The organism is Bradyrhizobium sp. SBR1B (assembly GCF_014198205.1).
Taxonomy (GTDB): Bacteria; Pseudomonadota; Alphaproteobacteria; order Rhizobiales; family Xanthobacteraceae; genus Bradyrhizobium.
In genome coordinates, this window is the sequence record NZ_JACIHC010000004.1 from 152,705 (window position 1) to 178,288 (window position 25,584).

The 25,584-nt window shown below is 63.7% G+C and carries 28 protein-coding genes and 1 tRNA gene; 10 read left to right on the plus strand and 19 right to left on the minus strand.

Features of this window, described 5'->3' with window-relative positions:
* Positions 1-62 precede the first annotated feature (62 nt).
* Complete coding sequence (locus GGD61_RS12450; RefSeq protein ID WP_092257943.1) at positions 63-938, minus strand: DMT family transporter; 876 nt, start codon at positions 936-938, stop codon at positions 63-65.
* Between the two features lie 152 nt (positions 939-1,090).
* Here GGD61_RS12450 and GGD61_RS12455 point away from each other — a divergent pair, with 152 nt between their 5' ends.
* A complete protein-coding gene (locus GGD61_RS12455) occupies positions 1,091-1,489 on the plus strand; it encodes a RidA family protein (RefSeq protein WP_092257946.1) in 399 nt (132 codons plus the stop codon).
* Between the two features lie 53 nt (positions 1,490-1,542).
* Here GGD61_RS12455 and GGD61_RS12460 read toward each other — a convergent pair whose 3' ends face one another.
* From GGD61_RS12460 to GGD61_RS12470, 3 genes are all read right to left on the minus strand, one after another.
* On the minus strand, positions 1,543-2,088 hold the full coding sequence (locus GGD61_RS12460; RefSeq protein WP_177237166.1) for a hypothetical protein: 546 nt from the start codon (positions 2,086-2,088) through the stop codon (positions 1,543-1,545).
* A complete protein-coding gene (locus tag GGD61_RS12465; protein WP_183230748.1) occupies positions 2,033-2,383 on the minus strand; it encodes a hypothetical protein in 351 nt (116 codons plus the stop codon). Before GGD61_RS12465 ends, GGD61_RS12460 begins: the two co-directional genes overlap by 56 nt.
* A gap of 172 nt (positions 2,384-2,555) precedes the next feature.
* On the minus strand, positions 2,556-3,143 hold the full coding sequence (locus GGD61_RS12470; RefSeq protein WP_018317936.1) for a formyltransferase family protein: 588 nt from the start codon (positions 3,141-3,143) through the stop codon (positions 2,556-2,558).
* Between the two features lie 186 nt (positions 3,144-3,329).
* Between GGD61_RS12470 and GGD61_RS12475 the strand changes: the two genes are divergently transcribed.
* From GGD61_RS12475 to GGD61_RS12485, 3 genes are all read left to right on the plus strand, one after another.
* A complete protein-coding gene (locus GGD61_RS12475; protein ID WP_092258603.1) occupies positions 3,330-3,614 on the plus strand; it encodes a hypothetical protein in 285 nt (94 codons plus the stop codon).
* Between the two features lie 386 nt (positions 3,615-4,000).
* Complete coding sequence (locus GGD61_RS12480) at positions 4,001-4,219, plus strand: hypothetical protein (RefSeq protein ID WP_026201937.1); 219 nt, start codon at positions 4,001-4,003, stop codon at positions 4,217-4,219.
* Between the two features lie 253 nt (positions 4,220-4,472).
* A complete protein-coding gene (locus GGD61_RS12485) occupies positions 4,473-4,817 on the plus strand; it encodes a hypothetical protein (RefSeq protein WP_246785925.1) in 345 nt (114 codons plus the stop codon).
* A gap of 25 nt (positions 4,818-4,842) precedes the next feature.
* Here GGD61_RS12485 and GGD61_RS12490 read toward each other — a convergent pair whose 3' ends face one another.
* The 3 genes from GGD61_RS12490 to GGD61_RS12500 all read right to left on the minus strand — a co-directional run bounded on the left by GGD61_RS12490 (position 4,843) and on the right by GGD61_RS12500 (position 5,855).
* The gene (locus GGD61_RS12490; RefSeq protein ID WP_018317940.1) at positions 4,843-5,145 is read right to left on the minus strand and encodes a hypothetical protein; all 303 of its coding nucleotides are present in this window, start codon (positions 5,143-5,145) and stop codon (positions 4,843-4,845) included.
* 137 nt (positions 5,146-5,282) lie between these two features.
* Entirely contained in the window at positions 5,283-5,510 is a 228-nt protein-coding gene (locus GGD61_RS12495; RefSeq protein WP_018317941.1) for a hypothetical protein, read from the minus strand.
* A gap of 132 nt (positions 5,511-5,642) precedes the next feature.
* Entirely contained in the window at positions 5,643-5,855 is a 213-nt protein-coding gene (locus tag GGD61_RS12500) for a hypothetical protein (protein ID WP_026201938.1), read from the minus strand.
* Positions 5,856-6,005: 150 nt separating this feature from the next.
* Between GGD61_RS12500 and GGD61_RS12505 the strand changes: the two genes are divergently transcribed.
* Both GGD61_RS12505 and GGD61_RS12510 read left to right on the plus strand, forming a co-directional pair.
* Positions 6,006-7,085, plus strand: a complete 1,080-nt coding sequence (locus GGD61_RS12505) for an AI-2E family transporter (RefSeq protein WP_018317943.1) — start codon at positions 6,006-6,008, stop codon at positions 7,083-7,085.
* A 143-nt stretch (positions 7,086-7,228) separates the two neighbouring features.
* Positions 7,229-7,621: an NUDIX hydrolase gene (locus GGD61_RS12510; protein ID WP_018317944.1), complete on the plus strand. Its 393-nt coding sequence runs from the start codon at positions 7,229-7,231 to the stop codon at positions 7,619-7,621.
* A 6-nt stretch (positions 7,622-7,627) separates the two neighbouring features.
* On the opposite strand, the gene GGD61_RS12515 is transcribed toward GGD61_RS12510, so the two are convergent.
* Together GGD61_RS12515 and GGD61_RS12520 are read right to left on the minus strand one after the other, a co-directional pair.
* Entirely contained in the window at positions 7,628-7,912 is a 285-nt protein-coding gene (locus tag GGD61_RS12515) for a hypothetical protein (protein ID WP_092257955.1), read from the minus strand.
* A 165-nt stretch (positions 7,913-8,077) separates the two neighbouring features.
* Positions 8,078-8,317 carry a hypothetical protein gene (locus GGD61_RS12520; protein WP_018317945.1) on the minus strand — a complete coding sequence of 80 codons (240 nt, stop codon included), beginning with the start codon at positions 8,315-8,317 and terminating at the stop codon, positions 8,078-8,080.
* Between the two features lie 562 nt (positions 8,318-8,879).
* On the opposite strand from GGD61_RS12520, the gene GGD61_RS12525 reads away from it, so the two are divergent.
* Positions 8,880-12,209: a DEAD/DEAH box helicase gene (locus tag GGD61_RS12525; RefSeq protein WP_092257958.1), complete on the plus strand. Its 3,330-nt coding sequence runs from the start codon at positions 8,880-8,882 to the stop codon at positions 12,207-12,209.
* A gap of 1,208 nt (positions 12,210-13,417) precedes the next feature.
* Positions 13,418-14,086: a hypothetical protein gene (locus GGD61_RS12530; RefSeq protein ID WP_177237167.1), complete on the plus strand. Its 669-nt coding sequence runs from the start codon at positions 13,418-13,420 to the stop codon at positions 14,084-14,086.
* Positions 14,087-14,146: 60 nt separating this feature from the next.
* On the opposite strand, the gene GGD61_RS12535 is transcribed toward GGD61_RS12530, so the two are convergent.
* The 3 genes from GGD61_RS12535 to GGD61_RS12550 form a co-directional block, all read right to left on the minus strand.
* Entirely contained in the window at positions 14,147-14,389 is a 243-nt protein-coding gene (locus GGD61_RS12535; RefSeq protein WP_026201940.1) for a hypothetical protein, read from the minus strand.
* 400 nt (positions 14,390-14,789) lie between these two features.
* Entirely contained in the window at positions 14,790-15,035 is a 246-nt protein-coding gene (locus GGD61_RS12545) for a hypothetical protein (RefSeq protein ID WP_183230850.1), read from the minus strand.
* Positions 15,036-15,191: 156 nt separating this feature from the next.
* The gene (locus GGD61_RS12550; protein WP_183230749.1) at positions 15,192-15,386 is read right to left on the minus strand and encodes a hypothetical protein; all 195 of its coding nucleotides are present in this window, start codon (positions 15,384-15,386) and stop codon (positions 15,192-15,194) included.
* Between the two features lie 381 nt (positions 15,387-15,767).
* Here GGD61_RS12550 and GGD61_RS12555 point away from each other — a divergent pair, with 381 nt between their 5' ends.
* On the plus strand, positions 15,768-16,007 hold the full coding sequence (locus GGD61_RS12555) for a hypothetical protein (RefSeq protein WP_143109060.1): 240 nt from the start codon (positions 15,768-15,770) through the stop codon (positions 16,005-16,007).
* A 1,776-nt stretch (positions 16,008-17,783) separates the two neighbouring features.
* Here GGD61_RS12555 and GGD61_RS12560 read toward each other — a convergent pair.
* The 4 genes from GGD61_RS12560 to GGD61_RS12575 all read right to left on the minus strand — a co-directional run bounded on the left by GGD61_RS12560 (position 17,784) and on the right by GGD61_RS12575 (position 21,900).
* Entirely contained in the window at positions 17,784-17,999 is a 216-nt protein-coding gene (locus GGD61_RS12560; RefSeq protein ID WP_143109061.1) for a hypothetical protein, read from the minus strand.
* Between the two features lie 17 nt (positions 18,000-18,016).
* Positions 18,017-18,092 (minus strand) — tRNA-Lys (locus GGD61_RS12565).
* Between the two features lie 316 nt (positions 18,093-18,408).
* Positions 18,409-21,075: a glycosyltransferase gene (locus tag GGD61_RS12570; protein ID WP_183230750.1), complete on the minus strand. Its 2,667-nt coding sequence runs from the start codon at positions 21,073-21,075 to the stop codon at positions 18,409-18,411.
* Positions 21,076-21,309: 234 nt separating this feature from the next.
* Positions 21,310-21,900, minus strand: coding sequence for a hypothetical protein (locus GGD61_RS12575; RefSeq protein WP_018317955.1), 591 nt, complete (start codon positions 21,898-21,900; stop codon positions 21,310-21,312).
* Positions 21,901-22,268: 368 nt separating this feature from the next.
* On the opposite strand from GGD61_RS12575, the gene GGD61_RS12580 reads away from it, so the two are divergent.
* The gene (locus GGD61_RS12580; protein ID WP_183230751.1) at positions 22,269-23,828 is read left to right on the plus strand and encodes a beta-(1-6) glucans synthase; all 1,560 of its coding nucleotides are present in this window, start codon (positions 22,269-22,271) and stop codon (positions 23,826-23,828) included.
* Here the strand turns inward: GGD61_RS12580 and GGD61_RS12585 are convergent.
* From GGD61_RS12585 to GGD61_RS12595, 3 genes are all read right to left on the minus strand, one after another.
* Positions 23,788-24,168 carry a hypothetical protein gene (locus tag GGD61_RS12585; RefSeq protein WP_018317956.1) on the minus strand — a complete coding sequence of 127 codons (381 nt, stop codon included), beginning with the start codon at positions 24,166-24,168 and terminating at the stop codon, positions 23,788-23,790. The two genes, GGD61_RS12580 and GGD61_RS12585, sit on opposite strands and share 41 nt — an antisense overlap.
* Before the next feature lie 319 nt (positions 24,169-24,487).
* Positions 24,488-24,928, minus strand: coding sequence for an MgtC/SapB family protein (locus GGD61_RS12590; protein WP_018317958.1), 441 nt, complete (start codon positions 24,926-24,928; stop codon positions 24,488-24,490).
* A 230-nt stretch (positions 24,929-25,158) separates the two neighbouring features.
* Positions 25,159-25,416, minus strand: a complete 258-nt coding sequence (locus GGD61_RS12595) for a hypothetical protein (RefSeq protein ID WP_018317959.1) — start codon at positions 25,414-25,416, stop codon at positions 25,159-25,161.
* Positions 25,417-25,584 lie beyond the last annotated feature (168 nt).

Consider the following 25,584-nt stretch of genomic DNA (forward strand, 5'->3'; position numbering starts at 1 on the left):
GATTCCCAACGTGATCCAAATCACACGGCCACTTTGTTTTGTCGCGCGAGGCAGCGCGAGGTTCACGGCGCGCGGGCGGGAACCGCTGAGGCCGGCTTCAAATTCAGCAGATTGCCACAGAGGATCAGCACAGCGCCGAGCACGGTCCAGGCGTCGAGCCGCTCGGAATACAGCAGCCAGCCGGCCGTCGCAGTCAGTGGAACCCGGAGGAAGTCCATGGGAACCACGATTGTCGCATCGGCATGTCGGAGCGCGCTGGCAAGGCAATAATGCGAGAAAGTGCCGCAGACACCGATGACGAAGAGCCATCCCCAAAGGTAGGCTGACGGCCAGGTCCAGACGGCGAATGTCGGCACCAGGCCCACGACCATCTGCACGATGATCATCCAGAACAGGATCGACAAGGCGCTCTCGGTCCGAGTCAGCGATTTCGCCAGGATCATCGAGACGCTGAAGCCGATTGCAGCCCCGAGCGCGATCAGTTGGCCCGGATTGATCTCGCTGGTGGCGGGTCGCACGATCATGACGACGCCGACGATGCCGAGCACGACGGCGGCGATCTTCCAGATCGTCATGCGTTCAGACAGGAACGTTGCGGCCAGCACCGCAGTCCAGATCGGCATGGTGAACTCGATCGCCACCACCTGCCCGATTCCGATCAGCGTCAGTGCGTAGAACCAGCCGAGCTGCGCGAAATAATGGACCCCATTGCGTGCAAGGTGCTGCGGCAGGCGTTTGGTCGCGACCGCCTTGAAGCCGCCGGCGCGGTAGATGAGCGGCAGGAGCAGCGTGAGACCGATCACCGAACGCACTTCCATGATCTGGAAGACGTTGAGCTCCCGCGTGGTCTCGCGCCCGGCAACCGCCATGACCAGCATCAGCGACAGCCAGCCGGCCATCCACAATGCAGCCATCGTTTTGGACGGTGTCGAGCTCATTGGGGCAGGGTGCTGGTGGATGGAATGTGAAAGGACGGCCGGTATCGACGACATCGCCACCGTTTGCAACGGCCAAATCTGCGGATGCAGCGATGCAGGGCGACGTGCTAAGGCATCAACGAACAACGACAGAAAATGGGAGAAATCCGCTCATGCAGATCTTGCAGCCGGCCGAATGGAAAAAACCGCGCGGCTTCTCTCACGGCATTGTGGCGGAAGGCCCTGGCCGCTGGGTGGTTTTGGCCGGCCAGACCGGCGGCGACGAGGCCGGCAATTACACGCCCGACATGGCCGCGCAGGTCGGAGCCGCGCTGAAGCGGATCATCAAGCTTCTGGCCGAGGCCGGCGCCGGCCCCGAGCACATCGTCCGCCTGACCTGGTACCTGACCAGCCGCAGCGAATATGAAACAGCCGGTGCCGGCATCGGCGCCGCCTGGAAGGAAACGCTCGGACGCAATTTCCCGCCTTCGACGCTGCTCTATATCGGTGGCCTCGTGGACGAGCGGGCCAAGGTCGAGATCGAGGTCACGGCGTTCGTGCCCGGCGCATAAAAAAAGTCGACCCGGCGCGCTCGCCGGATCGACTGCCGTGTCGCTTTACGGTCTTACTTCGACAGCGAGATGTTGGCGCCGCGGAATTGGCTATCCGCGCGGATCGAGACGTTCTGCTTGTTGCCGGACGTCTTCAGCGAGAGGTTGGCATTGAAACCGGCGGCCGAGGCGACCAGCTCGTAGTTTCCGCCGGCACCGCGGCCCTGAAGCGAGCCAGAGATGTTGCGGCTGGCCTCTGACCAGCTGCCGGCGATCGCGCCGCCTTCAGCCTTGACGTTGGCTCCGAGGTTGAACTTGTAGGCGTCGCTGGCGCAGGTCAGCGACATCTCCATGGTCGGTCCGATCGGGGCGTATCTGGCCCGGCAGCGGATCCGCTCGGTCGAGCCGTCGTCCAGGGTGACGACGCCGCCGCCGCTCCAGGTACCCGCCAGCGGGGCGAAGGGGCCCGACTGGGCCATGCTTTCGGTGTTGGCGATCCCTGCCGCAAACAAAACGGCGGCCGCAATCAGCAGCCGCCGGTTCCGGGCGCGAGCCTCAATTGGTTTATTGGCGCGATGCTTCCCACCGCCCGCTGCACGGTATGCCTGCAGATGCTCCATTCCACTTCCCCGATCCGGCGTTGCCGCTGAGTTGACCGTTGGCATATGCACCATTGATCGAAACTTTCACAAGTCCCCCGCTGCCGATGGTGCCGGAAACGTTAGCGCCGGGCGCGGTGATCCGGCCGTCGGCAACCGTCAGCATGGAGCTTGCGGTGGGGTCGCAGGTGCCGCTCTTGGTGACGATGATGACCTGCCAGTTGCCGTCATAGGGGCTCTGGGCGAGGGCGGGAGCGGCGAGGGTGCCGGTCAAAACTGCAGCGGCACAGAACGCCGCGATGCGACCAAAACGCATGAATTCCGTCCTTGAATTTGTCTGATATGCTGACGCTTATTCGGACGAAATGTGACGGAAATTTGTTGCAATGCCAAATCGAAAATTGTTCCTGTGGAAACAATGGTTTATTTGCGGTCCCGGCTCCAATTTTCGAAGCGGAATCAAGGCCCCTTCACGTAAAGGGTAAACGTCAGGAGAGACTCGGTGCAGAGGTCGCGAACTGCTCGTCCTGAGTCTTCGACGGCAGCGCCTTGTGGACCTTGGCATAATCGATCACGTCGGCGAGCAATTTGAGGCCGAGCGGAGCGAGCGCGCGCTCCCAGAGCTCGCGGGCGGTCTCGCCCTTCTTGACGAAGCACCAATCCTGGGCGGCGATGGCGCCAGCGTCCATGCGGTCGGCGAGATGATAGATCGTGCCGCCGGCAATCGGATCGCCTTCCTTGATGGTCCATTCCACGGCGGCCTTGCCGCGATGGCGTGGCAGCAGCGAGGGGTGGTAGCCGATCCCGCCGAACTTGGCGGCGGCGAGCGCGTCCCTGCCGATCCGGGCGTGGCTGTGCGCCGTGATGATCAGGTCGGTATCGGGGGCAATCTCGGAGGCCACCACCAGCTTCGGATTGGCTTGGACCGCGACCTCGATGCCGGCCGCCTTGGCGGACGCGGCCAGCCGATCCTCGGCATCGGCGACGACGACCCGGACGACCGAGACGCCATGCTCCCGGAGCATGTTCAGGGTGGTCACGCCGAAATGGCGGGAGCCGACGAGGGTAATGCGCATGAGTGTCCGATCCGGTCTCGCAACTGCGTCATCCTCCCGATAACACGTCCGGACGCCCTGTCACCCCCCGCGCGGCGTTTGCGCCGGTTATCAACAATGTGCCGGCGGGGCGCGACGGATTTCGCGATTGCGCAGGCGACCGTTCCGGTGCTCCATAGCTGCATTGCACGGCTCGGGAGCGAGTGCATGCGAGGCGCCTGGCTTTTCCTTTTCGGGATGCTGATCGTAGCCCCTCCGGCCCATGCCGGCGGGCCGTACCCTGCTGTGCCGCCGGAGACGGGTGTCGCGCCGTTCGTGGGGCCGACTTGGGACGCCTATCGTTGCGCCGGAGGGCCGGTCACCAATTTCTATCACGGTGCCTATTACGGTGAGGAGCCGCCGGCGCTCTATCGCGGCTATGCTTACCGGCCGTACTATCGCTACGGCGCCTATCGCAGATATCCGCGCACCTATTTCTGCGTCACGGATTAAAGCGTGATCCGGAGAACCGCTGCGCACTTTTCCGGAGCATGTTTTGGCGTTGCCGCACGGCCACGACGGGTCTGCATGCGGGCGATAAAACCGGTTCCTATGTTTCGTTTTTAACAGAGGTATTTGCGGCCGGCTGCTAGACCTGCGCCTACCGGGGCTGGCGACATTTCAACCCGCATCCGTTTTCGAACCCGGCTTTGGCCGCTGGCATAATCGCCAGCGGCCTTTTCGTGCCACGCATCACGAAATCATCGAATGGTAACACGATCTCAACCAGCCTGGCGTATCGACGAATCCGTCGCGGATTTGTATTGCGTACCGCGACACCGAAAATGTCCCGCCGGCCTTTGTGCGCCGCGCGGGCCTTTTTCGCCGGGACAGATTTCATGCCGAGCGCAATTGAGCAGATTGTCGACAGCTATGTGCGGCTGAAGAACCGGCGCGGGCTCGATCAGCTGATGATGCACAGACAGCGGCTCGCGGTCGATCTGAAGAGCAGGTCCGGCTATGATTTCAGCCTGCCGATCGGCCAGATCGACGAGGAGATCGCGATCATCGAGGCCGGCCTTGGCCGGCTCAAGGCGGAAAATTCCAACCCGGTCTAGCGGGGGCGGCGAGGCGGGCTCCCGCGCGGAGTGGGGACGACGCATCGTCGCAGGCCGAAAACCGGTTCATGCATGGTTCAGGCCGGCCATGTCTCAATCCCCGGGTTGTTTCGTGGGACACGAATCCTGCTAGGCTTGTCCCCGTGATTTGGAGGAGACGTCATGATCGAGCTTGCGCTGGCCGGCCTGCTTGCATTCGCAACCGTGCCTGCGGCATCGCCGGAGCCCATGGTGCAGCAAGTTCAGTTCAGGGGTGGTCCGGGCGGGACAATGTCCGCACGGCTATGATTACAACCACTCGAACGGCCGCTGCTATCCCAACGACTATCATTCGCCGGGTGTCTATACCCGGGATCCAGGGCCAGGCGAATACTACGGACGACGACGCGGCGGCGGCCTCTGTCCGCACGGCTACGACTACAATTACTCGAACGGCAGCTGCTATCCGAACGGGGCGCACGGGCCCGGCGCTTACGGGCGTCCCGAAGCCTACGGCGGACGACGCGGCGGACTCTGCCCGGACGGCTACGATTACAACTATTCGAGCGGACAGTGCTATCCGAACCGCGCACGTGCGCCCGGCATGTACGGGCGGTAATCGATCGCCGTCCTGAGGCGGGCGCTCAGTCGCGCCGGCCGCCGTCGATCACCGTGAATAGCGGCCGAGCCGGGGTCGGCTCGACCAGCAATTCCTCCACCAGCGCGGTGGCTGCATCGACATATTTGCGTGTCGGCTTGTCGAGAGGGCGCTTGGCCTCGTCGTCGAGCGCGATCTTTGCGGCTTCGACAAGCTTGCGCATGCGCGCCGCATGGTCGTCGCCCGCCGTCAGCGTCGCGCGCGCCAATGAGCGCAGCACGAACAGCTCGCCCTCGAGACGGAGCAGGCGGTCGTTGAGCCTGGTAAGGACGGCGTTGAGGTCGGCCATGTCTGCTGTTCGGCGCGAAGGATCCGTCCTGATCTAGCGACGATCGGTGAACGGAGTCCAAACGGTACCGGTGCAATTCGGCCGATCCTCCGGTCCGTCCAGGATGAGTGGCACGGCGCAATCAGAGGTTGGACAGCCTACCACTCGACGTCGGCCCAGCGCTTGCCGAACACGGGCGGCCGTGTCTTCACGGCTTGCCAGCCGAAGAAATGATGCTTGCCGGACCAGGCATGCACCACGCCGCTACAGATGCTGCATTTGAAGCTGCCGGTGTGGGCTTCGCTGTGCTCTTCCCTGGTCGCGGTGTAATTCATGCCGCAACCTGCACAGGAGAATTCTTCGATCGTCCAGATGCTGTTGGCCATTTGATGGAATGCTTTTTGTTGACCTCGACCCAAGGTAGTCACGGGCGTTTGCAACGGCGTAAACCGGGGCAGGGAAATCCGGTTAACGGGCGTTAGCCAAGCCCGGCCGCCGTCGCGGGCTGCGCAGCCGGATCAGCTGCCGTTTCGCATGTCCCGGTCGATGCGCATCTGCACCCGCCTGATTGCGAGCTGCCGCAGCCTGCCTTGCACCCGTCCGGAGCGGACCCTGCCGCCGATCGCATAGGCATATTGCCAATAGCCCGGCGCGGCGTTCGGCCTCAGGGAATAGCGGATACCGCGGTGCATTCCCGCGCGTGCATCGGATTCGCCGGGAGGGTCTGTCATCGTCTTTCGAATGCGGGATGGCCCCGATGTGTTCCTAATCGTGGGCCCCGGCAGTTCCAGTCGCCTTGACGGCGGATGCGTTGCTGGCAATAACGGCTAGACCTCGCAAGCACCGGAAGTTGCGTTCATGCCGCAAGGAAAGCAGTGCCCGTGAAAAGTCTCCGTCAGCTCCTGACGGGAGAGGATGTCATCCAGCTCGTGATCCGGCTCGGCCTGCTCGCCCTGCTGATCATCTGGACCTTCCTGATCATCCGCCCGTTCGTGCCGATCCTGGCCTGGAGCGGCGTGCTCGCGGTCGCGTTCTATCCGGCCTTCAGTTGGGTCGCCAAAATCCTCGGCGGCCGGCCCAAGACGGCAGCAGTGATCCTGACCCTGATCACGCTCGGCATCGTCATCGGCCCGGCGACCTGGCTCGGCATCAGCGCGGTGGACGGCGTGCGTGAGCTGGCGCATCAGCTCGGCACCGGCGATCTGGCGCTTCAGGCCGCGCCCGAACAGCTCAAATCGTGGCCGCTGGTCGGCCCCTTGCTCTACGAACTCTGGGACCAGGCCTACACCAACGTCCGCGCGGTGGTACGCGAGGTGGCGCCGTATCTGCAGCCGCTGGCGGGACCGCTGCTTTCGCTCGCCGGCGATGCCGGCGTCGGCACGCTCCAGTTCCTGGTGTCGGTGTTCGTGGCGGGCTTCTTGTTTCCACATGGGCCGCGGCTGGTCGCGGCCAGCCGCGGTTTCCTGTTTCGCATCGTGCCCGAGCAGACCGAGCATTTCCTGTCGCTCGCGGGTGCGACCATCCGCGCCGTGGCGCAGGGCGTGATCGGCGTCGCGATCGTGCAGGCGCTGCTCGCCGGCATCGGTTTCAAGCTCGCGGCGGTGCCGAGCGCCGGCCTTCTCGCCTTCATCGTGCTGTTGCTCTCGATCGTGCAGATCGGCGCCTTCCTCGTGCTGCTGCCTGTCATCATCTGGATCTGGACCGCCAAGGACGTCACCACGGCGCTGCTGCTCACCGTGTTTCTCGTCGTCGTCGGCTTCCTCGACACCATGTTGAAGCCGCTCGTGATGGGACGCGGCCTGACCACGCCGACCATCGTGATCTTCGTCGGCGTCATCGGCGGCACGCTGGCCCATGGCATCGTCGGCCTGTTTATCGGGCCGATCATCCTGTCGGTGGCCTGGGAGATGATGATGGCCTGGATCAGGACGGAGGATCGGGCAGGGGCGTCCGAGGGCTGATCTCGCCTCGAACGGCGCGATCCTTCCGCCGTGTCGCGCCAGGACCCGAGGGATCGCGGCCTGTGATCAAAACGTGCCGGGAACTTGTCTGTTCGACTAGACAAGTTACGATCGGGACGATTCTGGTTTCAATGACGGCAGCAATGGCGAAGTCTTCCAAACTGGTTGCCGCCCGGCGCGGCAAGGTCTTGTTGGTCAGACGCCGGTCGGACGGCCTGTGGATGTTCCCGGGCGGTCGCAAGCGCGCGCGCGAGTCCGACAAGGATTGCCTGCGGCGTGAGATCAGGGAAGAGCTGCCCAAGCTGAAGCTTGGTAGGATCAGCCTCTGGAAGGAAGTGACGGCGAGAAACAAGCGTTCCGGTCGCAAGATGAGCGACGCGATCTTCATTGCCAAGACCGCCAAAGGCAGGCTGGCGATCGGCGACAAGAAGGAGATCGACCGCGCCGCCTGGCAGAAGCCGCGCGGCATCCGTCTGACGCCGACCTCGCGCTATATCCGCGACCGCCTGTTTCCGAGGAAGCAGAGGCGGCGGTGAGCTAGGCTAGTCCTCGCGTCCCGCCGATCGCGTTCGTCCGGCGAACCTCCTCGACTGCGCCCCCTGCGGTTCGGGCGCAGCAAGCTTCGCGGCCTCGGCCTCGCGCATCTCCTTGCGGACCTTGCGCGCATCGCGCATCGCGCGCTTGACGAAAGGATGTTGGGAATCCTCGGCGAAGAACAGCACCACTTCGCAGCTCGGACATTGCCTCGAATAGCCGTCCTGCAACCGCCCGGCGCGATCGCGAAACACGTTCTTGCACCGCGTGCACTGAATCTGGACTGAACTCATGCGCGCACAACAATGACTTTGGGAGATGGATCGTCAGCTGATCCCAAATGTCTGAAGAAAGCTTGAATGCCTTGGTGGCGGAATGCTCGCAGACCGCGCGGGCAAGCGCCATCGGCCGGCCGTGGCCGGCGGTGGAAGAGGCCGCTTGGAACAGCCGGGCAGTCGCTATTGCTTGGCCGCCATCGTGTCCAGGCACTGGTTGAGAAAGGCGGTGCGATCCCTCGGCAGCACTTTCTCGAGGTCCGCCTTCAGCGCGCATTCGCGCTGGCGCAACTGCTCGGCCCGGCGCTTCTCGGCCGCCTCGCGGAATTCGGGAGCAACCTTGTTGGGATCGACCAGCGGCTGAGAGCGTGCGGGAGCCGTCGCAAGCAGTGCAATGGCGGCGATGAAAATGACTGGTTTCAAATGAGCCTCCGTAAAATGAGGCATCCTAGCGCGCGACGGGTGCGCGCTCAAACCGGGGAATGCGGTACTCCGTTCCGGCGTGCTTTGCCGCGCGGGCGAACCTCCGCCGGCGACTTTGGAACGACTTGGCACGGCAAACGTCGAATCCTGGCTCCCGGCCCATCCCCAAGCCCCAAAACCCCCAGGCCGGGAGTAAACCTTCCCCACAAAGGTTGGCGACCTCGGTCTCACCGAGGTCGTTTGTTTGGCGTGTGTGAACCAGTTCACAAGCGCGAGGTGAAATCGCTGCTATGAAGACGTCATTGCTTGACCAGTTCATTTTGCTCGAAACGCCCCAGCGTGGCTCCAAGCGCTGGGGTTTTTCGTTTCTCTCCGGGCGCAGAATGTTTACAATCGCGCCAAGCGTCGCATCGACAGACGCAGATCTCGCGCCGCGCTAGTTCCGGCCCGAGCTCGATCAACAGCCAAATTGTCGGGATCGCGGCGCCGCGCCGAACGTTGCCACCAGGCGTGCGTTCACCGGGCAAATCCCATATGCAAGGCGAGAAGTCGCCGAATCGGAATGAGGGCGGCTGGCGTTCAGTTGACGACGGCTTACGACCAGAAACGGATTCAAGTGAGGCTTACCAAAAAGGCGCGGGTGGCCAAGACGCCGCCGAAGAAGGCGTCACCGCACAAGACGTCACCGAGCAAGACGTCGCCACGCAAGGCGCTGCCAACCAAGACGTCGCCAAGGAAGAGCAAAGCGGCGCAGCGCGCTGCGATCTCGTCCTCGTCGCCGCTCGGCATGCTGGCGCTCCATCTGCTTGCCCAATGGACGCAGTCCGGACGCAGCGGCATCGTCTTTCTCGCCGAGAACGAGAACAGGGCGGAGCGGCTCGGCAGTGTCATTCACGCGCTCGACCCCTCCTGTGAGGTCTTGGTATTTCCGCGATTGAACACTCTGCCGTTCGATCAGCTCGAGCCGTCGCACGAGCTCGCAGGGCGCAGAGCCTCCGTCCTGAGGCGCCTCGCGAAATCCAAGAAGCCACTCTTTCTCGTCTCGACCGCCGAAGCCGTGATGGAGCGACTGCCGCCGCCGGCGAGCCTGTCGCGCCTGAGCGTGAGCCTGAAGGTGGGCGGCACGTTCTCCGAACAGGATCTGGAGGCGCACCTCGAAGCGCTCGGATACGATCTCGACGACGAGCCGGATTATCCGGGCGGGGCGCTGTTCCACGGCCAGACCTTCGAGATATTTCCGGCCGGCGCGCTGGGGCCGTTCCGGATCGAGCATTCGGATCGCGCGATCAGGCGGATCGTGGCGTTCGATCCGAACGAGCACAGGATCATCTTCGAGACCAGGGAGCTTGTCGTCGATCCCATGTCGGAGCGGCTTGGCCTTGCCGGCAAACGCGGCAAGCGCGCGAGCCTGTTCGACTATTGCGGACGCGCCAAATGGATCGCCGATGCGGGCGTGCCGGTGCATGCCGACGGCTGGTTCGACACGATCGAGGAGGCCGCGCCGCGTGCGGAGCGTGAGCGCGAATATCTCGGACGGCGGGACTGGAAGCAGCTCTCCCGGGGCATGAAGGTGTTGCCGCGCGCGTCGTCCTTCCAGACCGTCCCGGAGTTTTCGAAACTGACTTCCTCCAGGAAAGCGCTGCGTGCCTTCGTCGAGGAGACGCGCCGGGCCGGATCGCGACTGATCCTCGCCGCAGCGCATGAAGACGATCTGCGCGTGATAGAGCGGATGAGCGGCCTCAAGGCGCAGCGTTGCGAAGATTGGGACGACGCGACGCGGGGGCGGAGCGGTGAGGCGGCGCTGCTGGCCGATCTCGATGCAGGCTTCGTGATGCCGGGCAAGAAGCCTCTCGTCGTCGTGACGGCGTCCGACGTGCTCGGCAGCCGGGCGCATCATCCGCAGCCGATGGCGCGCGCCTGGAGCGCGGCCTTCGATCATGCCGACGTGCCCGAGCAGGGCACGGTGGTCGTCCATCTCCAGCGCGGCCTTGGCGTGCTCGACGGCCTGCAGACCGTGAACACCGGCGGCGGCGCAATGCGGGAGATGATCCGCCTGAAGTTCGCCGGCGACAATGCGGTGCTGGTGCCGCCGCCCGATCTGGCCCTGATGTGGCCTTACGCGGCCGAGCTCGGCAAGCTCTCGCTCGACAAGGCGGACGGCAGCACATGGTGGGCCCGCCGCGGTGAGGCCGAGCGCGAAATCCAGGTCGCCGGCAAGGCGCTCGCCCAGCACATCAGCCAGCGCCGCAAGCGGCGCGGCGAAAAGCTGGTTCCGCCGGGATCGGCCTATGAGAAGTTCGTCGCGCGTTTTCCTTACTTCACGACGACCGACCAGGCCAAGGCGATCGCCGACGTGCTGGACGATCTTGCCTCCGGCCACCCGATGGACCGGGTGATCTGCGGCGACGTCGGATTTGGCAAGACCGAGGTGGCGCTGCGTGCGGCGGCCGCCGTCGTGCTGTCCGGCAAGCAGGTGGCGATCGCAGTGCCGACGACGGTGCTGGCTCGGCAGCATGTCGCAACGTTTCAGAAGCGATTTGCGCCGTTCGGCATCGAGGTCGGAAACCTGTCGCGGGCAACCTCGGGCGCGGAGCTGCGCGAGACCAAGGAGGGACTGCGCAGCGGCCGGATCAAGGTCGTGATCGGCACGCAGGCGCTCGGTGGCAAGGACGTCAAGTTTGACGATCTCGGCCTGGTCATCATCGACGAGGAGCAGCATTTTGGTGCGGCCGAGAAGGCCAAGCTGTCCGGCCTCGCCAAGAACGTCCATGTGCTGATGATGAGCGCGACGCCGATCCCGCGTACGCTTGCCGCGGGCCTGGCTGGCTTCCGCAACCTCAGCGTGATCGCTTCGCCCCCGGTGCACCGGCTGCCGGTCGCGACCAGGATCGCGCCGCTGTCGGATGCGGCGATCGCCTCCGCGCTGCTGCGCGAGCAGCGCCGCCACGGCCAGAGTTTCCTGATCTGTCCGCGCATCCAGGATCTCGATCCCATGCTGGCGCGTGTGCAGGCGGTGGCGCCGGACTTAAGCATTGTCTGCCTGCACGGCAGGTTGGCGGCCGACGAGATCGACGACCGCATGATGAGTTTCGTTGAGGGCAGGGCCGACGTCCTGCTCGCGACCAACATCGTCGAGAGCGGCCTCGACATTCCCCGCGCCAACACCATCGTGGTGTGCTGGCCGGAAAAGTTCGGCCTCGCCCAGCTGCATCAGCTGCGCGGGCGCGTCGGCCGCGGCGGCATCCGCGCCTTCTCCCATCTGTTGACCGAGACGCAGTCCGGACAATCCGAGAAGCGGTTGGCTGTGCTCGAAGAGTTCAGCCGGCCCGGCGCGGGCTTTGCCATCAGCGAGCGCGACCTCGATCTGCGAGGCGCAGGCGATCTGTTCTCGGAGCAGCAATCCGGCCACGTCCAGGTGTTCGGGCCGGTGCTCTACAGCCACCTCCTGAAGATGGCTTCGGAGAAGCTCGACGAGGGGCAGGCGGTGTGGGTGCCCGACCTGAACCTGCCGGTCGCGGACATGCTGCCCGAGACCTATGTGCAGTCCGAGCCGGTGCGGCTCGAGCTCTATGCGCGCGCCGCAAGATGCACCGACGAGGACGACCTCGAAGACCTCGAGGAGGAAACCTCCCGCCGCTTCGGCCCGCTGCCGAAGGTCGCGCGCGACTTCTTCGCCGCAGCCAGGCTCAGGCTGGAATGCAAGCGCAGAGGCATCATCCGCCTCGACGTCGGCCCTGAAGCTGCGGCCGCAACGTTCCTGCCCGGACGCCTGCGGAAGTCGAAGGGAAGATCGCTGCAACGCGACGGCGACCGCGTGGTCCATCACGCCAAGATGCAGGACGCGCCGCTCGAGCGGGTGGAGGAGCTGTTCGAGCTGCTGGACGAGGGGTGAGGGCTCGCGCGTTCGTCAGCGCGAACAACTGCGAATTCGTAGCGGAGTCCCTGTTCCACCATTATAGTTAATCGGGGCGTGGCGAAGGAGATTGTCCGATGTCACATGCCATTCCTCCGATCATTGTCGCGATTGTCGCAAGCTCGTGTCTGTTGACCCTGGTGCAAGCAGGCGGCGCAAATGCCGGGTCGGCAGGAGCGGGCATGGGAACGGGGCCGGGTAGCGCTGGCGGCTCGGCGCCTTCTGGAATGGGGACGGGAGCGGGCAATGCAGGTCCTTCCGCACCCGCGGGGATGGGGACGAAGGACACCGCCGCCGGCGGAGATCTGGGCACCAACAGCCAACCGACCAATCCGAACGTTCAGCCCGCCACGCCCGCGAGGTCGCGGGCGGCAACTCAGGCTGCGAGAAATGCCGGGGTTGGTCACGCTCAAAATGGCCTGCCGATCGGCGCGATTGGAAGCGGCACGAGCAATGAGGATCAAAAGGCCACTGGTTCGGCGTCCTCCCAAAACAGATTACGGCCGGCAACACAGGCTCAGGGAAACACCGGCGTTGGCTCGGATGCTCTGGCAGGCAGAGGCTCGAGCCTTTCAGACCAGCGAGCCGCACGAGCTGGAGACAAGGTGCTGGATGCCAAGGCCCAGGTCGAGCGGCGAACGACTGTGTCGCGCAAACGCGGTACGAGCCCGATAGGACCAGGTTTGTAATCTGCGAGTGGAGGAGCTGTTCGGAGTGCTGGATGAGGCGAGAGCGCATCAAAATGCGAAAACAACCCCATGCACAGTAGCTAAGTGCTGCTGGCACAAGGTGTTTTGAATCCGGCGGCAAGGCTCGTTTGCTCCGTCGGGCAAAACAGAGGCATTCTGCCAAATTCGGAAAGGCCTGGTCAGATGCTGACCTAGGAACGGCTGCCGTAGGGTGGGCAAAGGCGCAGAGCGCCGTGCCACGTCTTCTTTCATTGCAGCAGAAGCATGGTGGGCAAAGGCGCAGAGAACGCCTTTGCCCACCCTACGGCAGCTGTCAGCGTAGCGCCTCTGGTCTTCGCACGTTCCCCGTAATCGGCCGGGGGCGGCGTAGTCGGCCGCTAACGTGGAATTAATCCAAAATGCTCACAATTTTAGGCAGTTGTGTAAGGGTGCTGCGTACAAGGGGTCGTCGCGCGGGCGGTCCAGGGGCGGTTTCCTGTTGCTCGCTCACTGGGGTCAATGCAAATGACCACGACCTTCGAAATGCAAAGCTTCGCCCAAGAACTCGACGCAGTAGCACTTGCAGCCGCCGCAGCGGAGCAGGAACCCGCGGTCCAGGAAGCCCCGGTTCCGATCAAGCAGTCCAGCCGGAAATCGGTCCTGGCCCTGTCGGTGTGTGCCTTGGCCATCAACGGCGCGGCGGCCATCTACACCTCGCCGTCCGATTTTCGGTCGCTGAATGTCGGCAGCCTGGCTGAACCGCTTCCGCGCCTGGAAGCATCCGTGCCAAAGCCTGATCCGGTCGTCGCGGTCTTGAAGGACATTCAGTCGGCCCAGCAGCAACACACCGCGTTGCTGCAACAGACCAATCAGGCAACGGACCAGAACTCGGTTTTGCTGCAGCAGGATTCAATGGTGCTGCTGTCGCTGCGACAGAGCATCACGGACGAACGGGTCGACGTGAAGAAGATATCGTCGCAGCTGTCCACGCTGATCGCGAAGATCGATACGCTGCAAAATGCGATGACGTCGGACGTCACCTCGTCCATCCGAAGAGCGCATGCGCGCTACGGACTATCCGCCGCGATGCGCAAGCGGATGGTTCGCGAAGCAAAGCCCCTCGGTCCCGTTTCGGTCGGAGGCGCGCCGTTGACTGTGCCGGCTGCGACGGCGGCTCCGGAAAGCTGACGACTGCAACTTCGGGATTGACCGAGGTCGCCCGGATTGACCGTCAGGCCTGACAGTCCGTCACTTCGCGACGTGGTCGATCTTGTGCTGCAGATGCCCGGTGTCGTGATCGCGACGCAACTGGCTCAGCGATGTCTCGTTCAGCTGCAGCAGGACCTCGCTGAGTTCAGTCGTATCGGGATAGCCGGCCGCAAAACCTCTTCCGTAAATCTTGCGCAACGTGCCGACCAGCGTGTTGCCGTGCTTCTTGCTGATCGCGCCATCCTTGTCACGGTGGCGGCCATCCAGGCCGTGTTCCTTCATGGTTCGCTCCCTGTGCGGCGTCTTGAGCGCCTCGAGAGAGCCTGCTCCCAAACGAGTTGACTGGCAATGGCATGGTGCGCGGCAGTCGCGAGCTGCCTGCACCAGCGCAGGTGCCCGCGCTTCTCTCCTGCTTGTGAAGCCGCAATCGGTTGTGGTGAGCCGATCGGCGCATGAGATGACAGCGGGCGATAGCTCGATTGGAGTTGATGCGATGCGCGCTCTTCTTGCCATGGGTCTGTTGCTGGCGCTGTGCGCCTCCGCGAATGCCGCGCCGGTGCATCACCCTCGCGCACGCCATCCTGCGGTGGACCGGCCCCGCGCGAATGCAATTCCGGCGGCGCGCTTTGCCGTCCCTGGCTGGAGCGACGATGCAACGCTGCGCTGGCTGAACAACGCCTCGTCAAACGTCGGCCGAGGCGGATAGCCGCGGAAACGGGCGCTGATGATGGTTCGAATGGCCCGGAAGGGCGGGGCGGCTAGGCGGCCTGCTCCTCGAACGAGTGTAGACCCGGCCGGCGGGATCAACGACCTGAACGTCCCAGCACCCGTCCTCTGTAAGCTCTTTGGCTTTCTTGAGGGCGGCGGCGAGTGACAGCCGCTTGAGACTGACGACGCCCGCCGTGTCGAAACCGTTGATTTCAAACATGCCGTTCCTCCGGTTTTGGTGAATCCTACACGTTTCGGGGGACTTGTCTCGCGGCTTTTTTGGGTGGGGCTGGGCGAGCGGCAAGCTCAGAAAATCTCGCAGCATCGGCAGGCGCGGCCTCCCGCAGGCGCGTCTTTCAATAAGCGGCGCGCCTTTCTAGGGCTGAGTGGGAGCAGTCGCGGTCTTCCGCTCAAGCATGGCCATTTCAACTTGATCAGCCAGGACCGTGAGGTGGCTTGCAAGACGGTCGAACACTTCGCGCTTGCCTGGATCGGTTGCCAAATCGCGGATCAGGGCGCATTCGGCAGCATCTTTCCGAAGTTTCTCGATCTGGGCCAGATAGTCCTTCATTGGGCAATTGCTCTCCGTTCCCCGCAAATGAAATGGTACAGGCAATGTACGAAAGCGAACAGAAGTGATTGCCGCTTTTTCCTAGTCTACGGTGGCTTGGCCTTCCCAAAGGTCCAAGCACCTCCAGCGGCCCCGGCCTCCCCACCCCAGAAGCCCCCCACCGCCGGGGCCGTCACTGGCGATAGCCCGACCGATCGATCGTATCCCGGGAAGTTGATCTTCTCCGCGTTCGCGATATGGAGGCCTTGAGCCATTTTGCGGCGCACGCGCTGCGACGATGCGCGGCACTTTCAATGGGAACAGTCCCCTCGCCACCGCATTTCCAATTGCGTAGTTTCCCGGTTGTCTCGGTCGGTCTTCGAGTGGCCCAGGGGGCGTACAATGGGCACTGGTGATCACACCGCTGTGCTGAAACAGCGTTTCGACGAGCTTGCTTCCGGGCTTTCCGAGTTAGAGAATTTGCGCTCCCGCGTGATCGCGGCCGAGCAAATGCAAAAGATGCGTAGCGCCGATCGCAAACCGGCCGCACCAATCCACCGGACTGCTAAACTCAAATCATCGTCGGCAAAATCCGATCGGCCAAAGAGGCGCCTGGCGCGGCCGCCCGGCGCCGGGCAATGATCTCGACGCCAGGCTTCCGGCAATGCCAATGCCGGCTAGACTTTGGCAACCGTCATCAGCATTCGAGCGCGGCTGAAATACTCAACTAGTGAACTACGCGAAGAAAATAGTAGCCGACGCCGCCGATGACGAGCACCGTAGGGACGGCCCAGAGTATGAATACCGGCATGTCTACCTCCTCCAGTTACCTCCGGTAGCGGAATAACTTGGCAGAGATGGTGCCGTTCCAGCCTTCTAGGGTCGGGGATCCGATCTTCGCGTTGCACGGCTTGAGCTTCGTGAGATTCAGATTAGCGCGTTGAGCACTTGCGAAACCCATCGCTGGCAAGTCGGTCGGTCACTTCGCGGGCTTTTGAGGATTGCTCCGATACGATCGCGGATCGCAGCGGCGCTGACCGCAAACGAGTGATGGGTTTTTGCAAGAGCTCAAACCGACTTACGCGCGAGTGCTATGCCAGCGGAATGGTGTCGACGCGCAGACAGGGGCGGCACTGGAAAGCATGGACTGCAGGCAGATTGAGGATGGCGGGAAGCGTGGCCAAAAACGTCATCGGCCGTCCGCACTTGGAGCAGATCAGAACGGGCGGGCTGTCTTTCGCTACGCAAACCATCGCCAAAATGCCTGGAGGGGTAGGGCACAATAGGCGCATGCTGCGGGGAGTTCATCTCGGGGCGACTACTGGGGTTTATCGGAATCTGGCACTCGTTTGCGGCGACGAGCTACCAGAGCTCTATTGCGCATGAACTCGAGTGCGAACCATGTCGACGTCGAAATCGCGACCGGCTGTCACCGAATTGTACATTCCTCATTCCGGAGACGTCGATTGCGTTTTTAGCCTTACGCCGCGCTACCTTCCGAAGTTCGCGCGCGACGAGGTCGCAGCGGGAGGAGCTTCTCGGGCTCTGCTCAAGCTCAATTGGCAGGTCAAAAGTCCTCGGTCGGGCGCGCTTCTACAGCGGCAAGTACGGACCAGCGACAGAAAAGTGCGATTTTTAGAACCCGCTGTCGCTAGACGTCAGCGCATGTCGAGATGGAACGACACTTCGCTCGGAGACCGCGTCCTCGGGCTTGCGGGACTGACGCGCCAAAGCGCCCCCCGAAAGGGATGGGGACTTTTCGCGTGGGCCTAGTGCAACACGCGCGCGGCCTCGGCGAGCCGAACCCTTTCTCTGAGCTCCTCGAGTTCCTGAAGCATTTTCAGGAGATCGGGCAGGACATTTGCCCGCTTCAAAATTCGGGTCGTTTGTCCCATCGCTATACGCCTCCATGGCCTCCTGACGGCGAGCCACATCAAGGCGCACACAGGCAAATTTTCCCCTGCAAGAGAATGAACAATCTTAACCAGATCAGTGGTGGGATGATCGCGGAGCCTGGACAACGCGAAGCGATCCTTTGCCGGGGATTGCGCGTCATCCGCGATAGGCGGGCCATCGGCCTTGCCGGGCCTCATCGGCTCAGCGGTTGCCACAGGCAGCGTAGACAAAGCGCGGCTCGATATCAGACAGGCGGACAACATCAGGCCAGCGATCGGCGCGCAACGCTACGTGATGGCCGCAATGGCGGTAGAACACAACGCCCTGCAAGCCATCTCGCGCATCTTGCCGAACGTGATCTTCACCGGTCGGCCGTCCGCGTGCGTGGGCGTGGGCGTGGGCGTGTGGTGTCGAGCAGAGCCGGGCATGCCGCTATCGAAGCGCGCCGCAAGCCGGAGTCGAGTTATCAATTACTTGGGCTTCGGAATGCGCCCGAGTTAGCGCCCCGTAGGTGTGCAAAGATCACTGTGACGATCTACCCCGGGGCTGGTCGCCCTTGGAAAATTTCACCCTGGCCTTCGTGATGATTGCGCCCACGCGATCGAGATAACGCGCAACCAGTTCCGTCGCGAGTATGTCCTCAAACTCCGCAGGAATGTTCTTCATGTTCACGCGCAATCGATTCGCCAACACGGGGCCCACGCAGAGTTTTTCGGTTCGGCTGGTCTTGTTGGCCAAGCTATTGATCCGGCTTTTGGTGAGCGCGCTGGGGCTCGAACCCAGGACCCCGTGATTAAAAGTCACGTGCTCTACCGGCTGAGCTACGCGCTCCCATGGCCGCTGATGGCACGTCAGAGATCGCCATCGTGGTCGGACATTCGAGAAGCATGTCTTGCCGCTGCGCTTAAGGGCGTCGCGGGGAAAACCGGCTGTTTCCGGATCATGCTTTCGGCCCGCGCTGTGTAGGGGGATGGGGCGCTGAGGTCAATAGCTTGGGTGGTTGCTGAAAGTCGCGGCAGGAGCGGGGATTTGCTCGCGGTTTCCGCCGCTTAAGGCGGAAAGCTCAACCCGATTGGCGGGCCGTCATCCACGCCGAAGACCACGCGTCTTTTAATCACGAGGTCCAAAGGCTAGCGCGGAGCCTCAATCACTGGGTCTCCCGCCGCACCTCGTTCGGCACGGGCTGCGGCGTGCCGGGGGCCGGCAGCGCGACCGGACGCAGCCCGATCAGCTCGGCGGTGCGGATCGCGCTGTCGCGCCAGAACTGGAACGAGTTGATGCGGCTCAGCTCGAGGATGGCGATGGCGACGGCCGCCAGGAACGGCAGGCTCTGCAGCACCAGCACGCCGGCGAAGATGTAGATCTCGGTGATCTGGCGGTAGCTGTTGGAGGCGATCAGTACGCCGGCGCCGATCACGAGCAGGGTGCCGATCACGGCCTCCCAGAACGCCTGGAACTCGATCGACATCCTGGACAGGCCACCCTTGGAGGTGCGGGCGAAGGCGATGTGCTCGGTGATGAGGCCCTGCGCCACTGCGCGCGACACCGTCCACTGCACGCTCATCGCGGCGATCATGGCGCCGAGCATCTGGCCGGGCTTGATCGCGACGCGGGCGCGGTACATCGACAGGAAGTGCGCCAGCGAGACGATGAAGGCGCCGATGATCGGCAGCGTCAGGATCTTGTCGGGAATGGCGATGTCGGCGAAGGCGACGATCGGCACCCAGACGAGGTTGAGCAGCGCCACGACCACGCCGAGACTTTCGGCGCCGAGCCAGTTCAGCCAGCCCAGGCCATATTCGCGCTTCTGGTCGGGCGTCAGCCGGCTCTTGCCGGGCAGGAAGTAGCGCCAGTGCTTCTTCACGATCTGGAGGCCGCCATAGGCCCAGCGGTGACGCTGCTTCTTGAAGGCCTCGTAGGTGTCGGGCAGGAGGCCCTGGCCGTAGCGGTGGTTGGTGTAGTGGGTTGTCCAGCCGAGCTCCTGGATCGCAAGGCCGAGATCCGAATCCTCGCAGATCGTATCGGACGACCAGCCGCCGGCCATGTCCATCGCCGCGCGGCGGATCAGGCACATCGTGCCGTGCACGATGATGGCGTTGGCCTCGTTGCGCTGGACCATGCCGATGTCGAAGAAGCCGGCATATTCGCCGTTCATGATGTAGTGCATGATCGACAGATCGCCGTCGCGATGCTCCTGCGGAGCCTGCACGAGGCCGACACGCGCATCGGCGAAGGCAGGCACGAGGTCCTTCAGCCAGTCGGGATCGACGGCATAGTCGGCGTCGAGGATGCCGATGATCTCGGCATCGGCGGCGGTGCGGTCCATCGCAATCCGAAGAGCGCCGGCCTTGAAACCCTGCACCTTCTCGGCGTTGATGAATTTGAAGCGTTCACCAAGCGCGCGGCAATGGTCCTGGATCGGCTGCCAGAACGCGGGATCCGGCGTGTTGTTGATGATGACCACGCATTCGTAGTTCGGATAGTTCAGCCGCGACAGCGCATCCAGCGTCTGCTTGAGCATCTCGACCGGCTCGAAATAAGCGGGAATGTGGATCGAGACCTTTGGGCAGTAATTCTCGGGAACATTCTCGACCGGCTTGCCCTTGCTGAGCAGTCGCTGCGGCGACCGGCCGAAGGCGACCGCTGCGACCTCGTCGATGCGCGCCATCGCGATGAGGACCAGCGGAACGAGCAGGATCATGCCGAGCGTCAGCGCGAAGGCGGAGCCGAAGATGAAGTAATGGCTGTTCCAGAACGCGAACACGGTCGCGGCCCAGGCGCCGACGCCGTTGGCCGTCGCCGACAGCAGGAAGGCCTGCTTCGCGGTCGGCTTTTCGATCCGCAGGATCGGCAGCGACAGCAGGATGCCGACCAGGAGCGCGATGCCCATCAGCTTCCAATAGTCGGGGTTCTCGACCGGACCGGTCCAAGCGAATTTCGGCTCGCGGCTGGCGTTGAGGATGCCCCAATACGGACCGACGCCGCCTTCGAAGAATTTCCAGGGCTGATCGATGGCCTCGACGATGTTGTATTCCATGCCGATGGCTTCGGCGCGGCTGACGAAGTTGCGCAGGATCAGAGCCTGCTGGAACGGGCCCGGATCGGCGTTGCGCAGATTGTAGCCCTGGCTCGGCCAGCCGAACTCGGCGATCACGATGCGCTTGCCGGGGAACAGGTTGCGCAAGAGATTGTAGCGGTCGACGGCCTGGTCGACCGCCTGGTCCGAGCGGAAGTTTTCCCAGTAGGGCAGCACGTGGGCGGCGATGAAATCGACGCTGGAGCCGAGGTCGGGATTGTCGCGCCAGATGTTCCAGATCTCGCCGGTGGTGACGGGCACGCGGACCGAGCCCTTCACCTTCTTGATCATGTCGATGAGGTCTTCGACCTTCTGCTCGCCGCGGTAGATCACCTCGTTGCCGACGACGACGCCGACGACGTTGCTGTTCTTGCGGGCGAGTTCGATGGCGGCCTTGATCTCGCGCTCGTTGCGATCCTTGTCCTTGTCGATCCAGGCGCCGACGGTGACCTTGAGGCCGAACTCGGCCGCGATCGGCGGCACCAGTTCCACGCCGCCGGTGGACGAGTAGAGGCGGATCGCGCGCGTCATGGTCGACAGCGTCTTCAGGTCTGCGCGGATTTTCTCGACCGTCGGGATGTTGTCGATATCGGGGTGAGCCGAGCCTTCGAACGGCGCGTAGGAGACGCTCGGCAACAGGCCCTTGAAATCGGGCGCGGGTTCCTTGTCGCGCAAGACTCCCCACAGCCCAGCGTGAAGCGCGGAGACGAGCAACAGAACGGCGGCGACAACGCGCATCGCGGCTAAACCTGAAGGGGCTGAGGGGGCAGGGAAGCGGATCCGACCCCGAGATCCGACCAAGTCCGCGGCAAAGGGAGCATATCTCCGCCGCACGGTTTCACAACTGTCATGGCCTCATGTCCTTATGAGGGCATGGCCTTTTTCGAACGACGCGCGGCAGTGCCAACCGCGCCTATGGCCGATCGTTCCTGAACGACAGCTGAAACGGCCAAGTCTATTTAAGACCTTGGGCTATTTCTGGGGCGCCGGCGTCGGGCTTGCCGCGGGCGATGGGCTGGCGGTCGGCTGCGGCTGCGCATTGTTGGCAGCGGGAGCGGCCGGCTGTGCCGCTGCGGCCGCCGCCTGCTGCGGCTGGGCCGCCGGGTTGATCCAGCAGGCGTGCACGCGGCTGTCCAGGGTCTCGGCGACCTTGGGATCGATCTGGCCGCCGAACCGGGTCAGGCAGCGGAAAGCGGCCTGGATGTGACCGCCGGGGCAGCCGAAACGGTCGTAGAGGTCGAGATGGCGGAACGCGGTATCGAGGTCATCCCGCCACATCAGGCGCACCACGCGGCGGCCGAGCCAGACGCATTCGGGATTGCCGGCCGGGCCGTTGATGACCTGGGCCGCTTCGGCGAATTCGTCGGTGCGGCGCTGGTTCTGGGCCGCATCCTTGGCGGCGTCGGCGGGCTGGGCGGCAGCCTTGCCCTGGTCCGGTGCGGGCGTGCCGCTCTGGGCGGAAGCGCCACCGAGACCGGCGAGAACGAGAAGGCAGGAGACGGCCAAGGTGGCGGCGAACTGCCGCAGGACCGCATTTCGTGACTCGAACACCCGTTGCCGCATGAATTCCCCAATGTATCCGCTGGCCGTCCGCGTCAGGATCCCGCGGACGCGCCGGTGATGGCGTCCAAATGGGTCTCCAATGCGGCGGAAAAGTCTTTCCGAGTCCATGACCTGTATTTGGAATTTTGTCCAGCAAAGTCACGATGCTAGGCCCCGGTCGAAGGGCCGCAGCCCAATTCCTTTGGGGCAGGCGCGGATCCTTGAGTGTGGATCGGCATTTGGACCCCCGCTTGGACACCCGCTTTGGGCACCCCCTTGGCAGATGGCGTGCAAGCAGGTAATCGACGGACCCTTCGCGGAGGACGGAACCGATTTCTCTTCGTACGCCACTGGCGCTTCTGCTCGTTTCACTGGGTGCGATTGCTGCCGTGTGGTGGTGGTTGGCGACGCCGATCACGCTTGCACGCGCCCCGATCGATCCCGCCGAGAAGGTCCAATGCGTCTCCTACGCGCCGTTCCGCGGCGAGCAGACGCCGCTGAACGCGTGGACCCATATCGACGCCGAGCAGATCGAGCAGGATCTGCGCCAGCTCAAGGAAATCACCGACTGCGTCCGCACCTATTCGATGGAGAACGGGCTCGACCAGGTGCCGGCGATCGCCGCCAAGGTCGGCGGGCTGAAAGTGCTGCAAGGCATCTGGCTCTCCAGCAACCGCAGCAAGAATTTTGAGCAGGCCGCCCTCGCCATTCGCCTCACCAAGGAATTCCCAGCCATCATCACCGCGGTCATCGTCGGCAACGAGGTGCTGCTGCGCGGTGAGATGACGACGGCGGACCTCGTCTCGATCATCCGCCTGGTGAAGACGCAGGTCAGCGTGCCCGTCACCTATGCCGACGTCTGGGAATTCTGGCTGAAGAACCGCGAGGTCTATGACGCCGTCGACTTCGTCACCATTCACATCCTGCCTTATTGGGAGGATATGCCGGTGAAGGCGAAATTCGCCGCCGCCCATGTCGAGGCGATCCGCGAGCGCATGGCGGTGGCGTTTCCGGGCAAGGAAATCCTGATCGGCGAGACCGGCTGGCCGAGCGAAGGGCGCATGCGCGACGGCGCGCTGCCCTCACGCACCAACCAGGCGCGGGTGGTCTCGGAAATCCTCAGCTTGGCGAAGGCGCAGAAGTTTCGCGTCAACCTGATCGAGTCCTACGACCAGCCGTGGAAGCGCAAGCTCGAGGGCACCGTCGGCGGCTATTGGGGCCTGTACGATTCGGTGCGCCGGAGCCTGAAATATCCGCCGGGCGAGCCGATCAGCAATTTCCCGTACTGGAAATGGTACATGGGCGCGGGCATGGGCCTGTCCGTGCTGGTATTCGCGGTCGCGCTCATCACGCTGCGCCGGCGGCCGTGGACGCCGCGCTTCTCGGCCTGGCTCGGCGTCGCCATCTCGGCGACGACGGCGGGCAGCCTGCTCGGGATCGGCGCCGACAAGCTTTATTATGAGAGCTACGGCATCGGCGGCTGGCTGCTCTGGGGCGCGCTGCTCGCGGCCGGCATCCTGTCGCCGATCTTCTGTGCGCAGGCGATGGTGATCGGCCGCAGCCTTCCGACCTTCCTCGACCTGCTCGGTCCGCGCGAGGGGCGGAAATGGTCGAAGCTCACCGCCGTGCTCGGCCTGACGCTGGCGGTGACCGCGGTGATCGCGGCGGCGACCGCGCTCGGCTTCGTGTTCGACCCGCGCTACAAGGATTTCCCCTACGCCGCGCTGACGATGGCGGTGGTGCCGTTCGCGCTTTTGATGCTGAACCGGCCGCAGATCGGCCAGCGTCCGATCGCGGAATCGGTGTTCGCGGGCGTGCTGGCGCTGTCGGCAGTCTTCGTGCTCTTCAACGAGGGCCGCGACAATTGGCAGTCGCTGTGGACCTGCACGATCTATCTGTTGTTCGCGCTTACGCTGTGGCGGGCGCGGGCCGAGCAAATCCAAGAATGAACAGGCCGATCGCCAGGCCCGACAGCACGACATTGTAGAGCACGATGCCGAGGCCGGCGGCGATGATGCCGACGGTGAGCAGCACGATCGACGGCCGCATCAGGTTCAGCGTCGCAACCACCAGCGCGACGATGCCGAACACCGAATTCTTGAACAGCACCGTCGAGACCGACCGCGCCTTGCAGATCATCGTCTGCAGCCCGGCGTCGCAGGCGAGAGCGACCTGCGACAGCTCGATCGCGAGGTAGCGCAGATAGAGCGCATAGCCGACGGACGCGAAGCCGACGACGATCAGGAACTGCACCTGGTAGGGCGAGAGGCGGAAGGGCTTTTTTGTCATGGCGGCAATATGGTCGTGATGGCGCGGGCAGGCAACAGGGCAGGCGATGTTTCTGTTGATCCGGCTCGCCCAAGGCGTGCGCGAGGGGCCGTCAAAGCCGGCCTTGCGTCGCCCGTTTCTGGTCCGCGAGCCGTCGCTCGTATTTCTCAGCCAATGCTCAGGCGTTTCCTGATGTAGGGATCCGCCTGCTCGGCCAGCTCGCGGATCAACGCGAGTTGCTCCTCCAGAAACTTCCCGTCCGTCATCTCCGCTCCGAATCAAATCCGTCGCGGATACTGCCGTCTTACGCGGGCCTCTTCCGTATCATTTGGTATGTGCGCTATTTCAATCCGAGCCGGCGCTCGACCCAGCCGAGAACGAACAGCACGAGCAGCGTGACGGCGATCGCTGCGGCGACCAGCAGCCAGGCTCCGAGCGCGCAGGCAATTCCAAGGCCCGCCGCAATCCAGACAGTCGCTGCGGTCGTGAGGCCGTGCACGGTCTTCGCCTTGGCGTCGTGCAGGATGACGCCGGCGCCGATGAAGCCGACGCCGGTCAGCACACCGGCAACGACGCCCTGAATGACCCGGGAGATCGCGTCCGGATGGTCGCGCAGATTCTGGAACTCGATCACGGAGATCGAGACCAGCGCGGAGCCGAGAGCGACCAGGGCCAGGGTGCGCATTCCGACCGGCTTGTCGTTCATGTCGCGGTCGATGCCGATCAGCAGCCCTGTTCCCGCCGCGACCAGAAGCCTCAGCACATCATCCAGCTCGTTCATCGATGCTCGCGCGTTTCGGGAGACGGACGCTTGGCATGCGCCCGGCAGATCGAGACTAAACGCCCGCTTGGTGAGAAAGAGCCGCTGAGATCCGAGCGTCCGATGGTCGCATGCTCGCGCAACTCCGAGCGATCATCGACGATCAGGCGGAGAGCCGCCGTTCGACAAGGCGATGGCGCCGACCAGTCCGGTCGGCGCCATCTGTCAGAGCTGAACGCGACCGCGCACCGTCACTTCTTGCTGGTGTTCGAGCCCGTGGTGTTCTGCATCTTCTGTCCCGGCGCGCTTTCCGAGTGGCCCGGTCCTGCGGTGGTATTGGTCTGGTGACCAGGGGCGTATTCGGACGCGCCGGGTCCCGTCGAAGGCTTCTTGGTGTTGTGCATTTGCTGACCCGGCGCGTTGCTCGACGCGCCCGGCGATTTCGTCGTTTGCGCGAGCGCCGGAGCTGCCGCCAGAAGCGCGGCCGTTGCGATGATCAATGTCTTCACGTGTTTCTCCCTTGGTCATGGAGACGAGCGCGAACGATTTCACATGTCGGCCGCTCCGGTTCACGACCGGGACAACTTGGCAATCGGCAGGTGGTTTCTCTTTTCGGACCGAAATTTAGGTTCATCGGCGCGTGGAAAAGCAAGCCGGCGTTCACCGCGCGTTCAGGT

What these genes read in the sequence shown, in the direction of transcription:
- GGD61_RS12455 (WP_092257946.1), top strand. Translation starts at nt 1,091, where the DNA reads ATGCAGATCTTGCAGCCGGCCGAATGGAAAAAACCGCGCGGCTTCTCT.
- GGD61_RS12590 (WP_018317958.1), bottom strand. Translation starts at nt 24,928, where the DNA reads ATGAACGAGCTGGATGATGTGCTGAGGCTTCTGGTCGCGGCGGGAACA.
- GGD61_RS12570 (WP_183230750.1), bottom strand. Translation starts at nt 21,075, where the DNA reads ATGCGCGTTGTCGCCGCCGTTCTGTTGCTCGTCTCCGCGCTTCACGCT.
- GGD61_RS12575 (WP_018317955.1), bottom strand. Translation starts at nt 21,900, where the DNA reads ATGCGGCAACGGGTGTTCGAGTCACGAAATGCGGTCCTGCGGCAGTTC.
- GGD61_RS12545 (WP_183230850.1), bottom strand. Translation starts at nt 15,035, where the DNA reads ATGTTTGAAATCAACGGTTTCGACACGGCGGGCGTCGTCAGTCTCAAG.
- GGD61_RS12515 (WP_092257955.1), bottom strand. Translation starts at nt 7,912, where the DNA reads ATGAGTTCAGTCCAGATTCAGTGCACGCGGTGCAAGAACGTGTTTCGC.
- GGD61_RS12465 (WP_183230748.1), bottom strand. Translation starts at nt 2,383, where the DNA reads ATGCGTTTTGGTCGCATCGCGGCGTTCTGTGCCGCTGCAGTTTTGACC.
- GGD61_RS12550 (WP_183230749.1), bottom strand. Translation starts at nt 15,386, where the DNA reads ATGAAGGACTATCTGGCCCAGATCGAGAAACTTCGGAAAGATGCTGCC.
- GGD61_RS12510 (WP_018317944.1), top strand. Translation starts at nt 7,229, where the DNA reads ATGGCGAAGTCTTCCAAACTGGTTGCCGCCCGGCGCGGCAAGGTCTTG.
- GGD61_RS12480 (WP_026201937.1), top strand. Translation starts at nt 4,001, where the DNA reads ATGCCGAGCGCAATTGAGCAGATTGTCGACAGCTATGTGCGGCTGAAG.
- GGD61_RS12530 (WP_177237167.1), top strand. Translation starts at nt 13,418, where the DNA reads ATGCAAATGACCACGACCTTCGAAATGCAAAGCTTCGCCCAAGAACTC.
- GGD61_RS12475 (WP_092258603.1), top strand. Translation starts at nt 3,330, where the DNA reads ATGCGAGGCGCCTGGCTTTTCCTTTTCGGGATGCTGATCGTAGCCCCT.
- GGD61_RS12470 (WP_018317936.1), bottom strand. Translation starts at nt 3,143, where the DNA reads ATGCGCATTACCCTCGTCGGCTCCCGCCATTTCGGCGTGACCACCCTG.
- GGD61_RS12525 (WP_092257958.1), top strand. Translation starts at nt 8,880, where the DNA reads ATGAGGGCGGCTGGCGTTCAGTTGACGACGGCTTACGACCAGAAACGG.
- GGD61_RS12500 (WP_026201938.1), bottom strand. Translation starts at nt 5,855, where the DNA reads ATGACAGACCCTCCCGGCGAATCCGATGCACGCGCGGGAATGCACCGC.
- GGD61_RS12490 (WP_018317940.1), bottom strand. Translation starts at nt 5,145, where the DNA reads ATGGCCGACCTCAACGCCGTCCTTACCAGGCTCAACGACCGCCTGCTC.
- GGD61_RS12450 (WP_092257943.1), bottom strand. Translation starts at nt 938, where the DNA reads ATGAGCTCGACACCGTCCAAAACGATGGCTGCATTGTGGATGGCCGGC.
- GGD61_RS12460 (WP_177237166.1), bottom strand. Translation starts at nt 2,088, where the DNA reads ATGGAGCATCTGCAGGCATACCGTGCAGCGGGCGGTGGGAAGCATCGC.
- GGD61_RS12585 (WP_018317956.1), bottom strand. Translation starts at nt 24,168, where the DNA reads ATGACAAAAAAGCCCTTCCGCCTCTCGCCCTACCAGGTGCAGTTCCTG.
- GGD61_RS12535 (WP_026201940.1), bottom strand. Translation starts at nt 14,389, where the DNA reads ATGAAGGAACACGGCCTGGATGGCCGCCACCGTGACAAGGATGGCGCG.
- GGD61_RS12555 (WP_143109060.1), top strand. Translation starts at nt 15,768, where the DNA reads ATGGGCACTGGTGATCACACCGCTGTGCTGAAACAGCGTTTCGACGAG.
- GGD61_RS12495 (WP_018317941.1), bottom strand. Translation starts at nt 5,510, where the DNA reads ATGGCCAACAGCATCTGGACGATCGAAGAATTCTCCTGTGCAGGTTGC.